Below are 3,350 nucleotides of genomic sequence, written 5' to 3'. Positions count from 1 at the left end.
GAACCGTTCAGGTTCTCGCCGATGATCGCGTCCTGACGCTGCTGGAGAGCCGTTTTGTCGACGACGGTGAACGTGCGAGTCTTGACCGCAGTCTCACCGCCTTTTACAGCCGTCACTTCTACCGTGTACGTTCCCGGCGGAAGCGACTGCTCCGAAGGGAAGCTCCAGGCTCCGGTAGACGGATCGATACTCGCATCGCCGCCCGCTCCCGAAACGATCTGGCCCTGTGCGTCACGGATGACCACTTTCAACGATTCGGTTTCCGGATCGGTTGTTCCCGTGAAGAGGGGTTCGCCGCCGTAAACGACGCCTGTCACTGTATCCGGCTGCGTGATCGTAAGTGCCGCTCCGAATCCGCTGTAGGCCGTTTCGTTGAAGCTGCCTACGGCTCCACCGTTCACACCTTGCAGACTGCCTGTCGCGGAATCGTATCCGATCCCGATCTGATCGATATTCGTCAGGTCCAGATCGGCCGGAAGATCGATCAGAACACGCTTCGAATCCAGCGGATCGACCTTGATGTTGGCCGGCGGAATCGAAATGTCTTTGTCGCCGACGCGAACCGTGAAGCCGGCAGGCGTCTCTCCGTCGAAGGTTACGCCGCGATCGAGAGTGATCGCGACACGCGAACCCGAAGCTCCTTTTTCCAGAACGGCATTGTCAAAAGAGACTCCCTGCAGCTGCAGACCGTCGTAGGCCTCGGATAATTCCTTAAGAGCCTGATCGATCATGGCTTGCGTGGATTCCGGATTGCCAACTACAGCCTGTGCCGTCGTCAACTTCGTTTGAAGGGCGTTCCAGCTGTCAGGCGTGTAATCTTCCGAATTCAACGCTCCGCCGGACAATTCAGCCGCGATCGCGGAAGTTTTCGTCGTCAGGGCTGTCTTGTCCGTATGGGCGAAGGTGAAGAAACGGCCGTCGGCAAGTTCGCCGCCGCTCAGCGTAATCTGCCCGTCTTCGCTCAAAGGCAGGAAAGTCGCATCGGCGAAATCATCCTGCTTGCCGATGACCAGATAATGCTTTTCGCCCGGATTCCCTTGGGCGTTGTCGATCTTCAACGTGATAGAGTCCGTCCAATTGTACGAATCAACTTTGTGAATGCGTTCCATCCGTTTGAGGGGTGCTGCACCCGGGTCGCTCGTATACGAGACGTTTTCGCTGTATGCGATACTTTTTCCGTCGTCGCTAAACAGGTAGAACGAATTGTCGTTCGTGAAATCGGCCGCGTTTTGCGCATTGGACTTCGCAATTTCGCCGCCAAGCGCCAATGTAATTAACGCATCTTCATGCTGAGACTTGGACTGCTTTTGCATCAGCGCCTGTTGGTCATCCCGGCCGATGCCGGTAATCCGATTGCCGTATCCCACATTGTTCGCGTCGTCCCAGAACGCAGCGCCGCTGCTGTCCACGTAATCGCTCTTGCCTTCATTTAGCGTAATTCCGTACTTCAGCGCCAGGTAAGATTCGATCTTGGCCTGCATGGCGGCATCCGGTACTTCGTCGAACAATACGATTTCTGCAACCGAGCCCCTATACCCGTACCAGTTACTTCCGTCTCCGCCAAGGCCGGTAGCCCCGATTGCTGGTGTAAGTTGAAGGGGCGCAATATCCAGGCCTCCGGCTGTCTTCGGCTGCACCTGCTTGCTGACCCCGTCGATCATGCCGGCATGTTTCTCAACCTCGGGACCTTGAATGTGATACCCGGCCAAATGAGGAGCGGCAAGCGGTTCGACTATGGGATTCAATAAATTGTAAACTCCGTTATGCCCGTCGCCTGTCGCGATCCGGTTGCCATAGTTCCCGAGGAAGGTCTGTCCGTAGTTTCCGTTTTTGACGGTCGATCCGATCAGCGCTCCATAATTATTGCCGGATGCCGACCACTGGAATACCGTATATCCGGAAGCGATCTTAATCGGCTTATTACCTTCCAACTTGCTCGAAGCCGCGTAATGTCCGGCGGTCGCCGGGTTATTGAACGAGACGACCGGGTTGAAGTTGATCCCGCTCTGCGAATAGGTCGGCGTTTTGTCCGCAGGACCTGCTAACGTATAATCCACGGGGTCCGAAGAGCGGTCTTCCCAATCCTCCAATGTACCTTCCGACTGTTGAACGCCATCATTCGCCTTAAGCCAGGTAACCAGATGCTCCCCGCTGCCGCCTCCGGGGTATGGACTTGCCGCTGCCGCCTCCGGTGCTCCGATCACCGAAAAACTGCCCGACACCAGTGTCGCCGCCAACATCATTTTAAAGGGTTTGTTCAACCCAGACCTGCTTTTTTCTCTTGTCAAGTTCATTCTGCCTCCTTGTTGAATCTGATGACACCTTCCTATCTATCCACGCGCCAAAAATCCATTTGCAGCCCCACCGTCGCGCCTATAAAAAAAGTATGTAGACTTCAGGTGCCGCTTTCTTCCCAAGAATAACAGGCGTACATTTACAAAAAATATACAAGCTCCTGATCAGGCCCAAGACCCTGCGGCCAAACCTGAACGCAAAAGGTCGGGCAGCGGCGTTCGCAATCCGGTATCTTAAACGACAAGGAAGGGAATGCGGTGAACCATCCCAACAGGATGAACGAAGCGATGGCCTATATCGAACGCAATCTGGACGGCGAGATCGATCTGGGAAAAGCCTCCCGGATCGCGCTGTGCTCGGAGCATCATTTCAAGCGGATGATGTGACGGCCGGGAACGTGCATGATTCCGTGCTGTATTTGACGCGCCTGGACCGGCAGCGTGAGCGATTCCGACTTGCAGGTAGAAGGTATCGCGCTGGATACCGGTTATTTGACAAACCCGGTTTGCCGAGGACTCGAAGAACGCCAGATTTATGGCGTGATTGCGCACCTGAGATTCCAACCTGTGAAAGGTCTGTTTCCGAAAGCCAAGTTCCGCTGCTGAAGACGTGTACCCGCTCGGTAAACTGCCGAAAAAATGTAGGCAAACCAGTTGAGCCGCTCCGGCAAAAAGATGTACCGCAAACGAAAAGAGAGTATTGAGCGAAGCTTTGCAGATGCCAAAGAAACCCCACGCTCCGTTTGGAAAGCAGGATTTCTCGACACTCTGAACTTTCCGAGAACGTTACCGGAAAGCTTTTTTTGATTCGCATCGCTGAACATACCCGCGACCCGAACCCCGTTCTGCTGCTCCAGCATATTTTTCAGGTGCAGAAGCGCCAATTTTTCATTATTTACCAGCAGTGCTCTCATCTGCCCGCTTCCTTTCGTCCGAATCGATCTTTTTTTAAAAAAAGTCCCCGCCCGGATTGCTCCGAGCGGGGACTTCGTTGGACTTGGCTTAGTCAGCGGATACCCATTCTTCTCCGCCTTCGCTGCGGCTCACATACCCGTG

The 3,350-nt window shown here is 54.6% G+C and carries 2 protein-coding genes and 1 pseudogene; 2 read left to right on the top strand and 1 reads right to left on the bottom strand.

Annotated features, from left to right (window positions below; all coding sequences use genetic code 11):
* Nucleotides 1-2,261: DUF8202 domain-containing protein (locus HOP44_RS22565; protein ID WP_172257633.1), on the bottom strand; the 2,261-nt coding region annotated here is incomplete at its 3' end.
* A 291-nt stretch (nucleotides 2,262-2,552) separates the two neighbouring features.
* Between HOP44_RS22565 and HOP44_RS23085 the strand changes: the two genes are divergently transcribed.
* Nucleotides 2,553-2,681 carry a hypothetical protein gene (locus HOP44_RS23085; RefSeq protein WP_281367832.1) on the top strand — a complete coding sequence of 43 codons (129 nt, stop codon included), beginning with the start codon at nucleotides 2,553-2,555 and terminating at the stop codon, nucleotides 2,679-2,681.
* Nucleotides 2,678-3,023: pseudogene (locus HOP44_RS22965) on the top strand (IS5/IS1182 family transposase); the annotation flags it as partial. The gene HOP44_RS23085 and the pseudogene HOP44_RS22965, both read left to right, overlap by 4 nt.
* Nucleotides 3,024-3,350 lie beyond the last annotated feature (327 nt).

The sequence above is a fragment of the Saccharibacillus deserti genome (genome assembly GCF_013618475.1).
GTDB lineage: Bacteria > Bacillota > Bacilli > Paenibacillales > Paenibacillaceae > Saccharibacillus > Saccharibacillus deserti.
The sequence above is the reverse complement of the archived record's forward strand: the minus strand, read 5'-3'. Positions and strand labels throughout refer to the sequence as shown.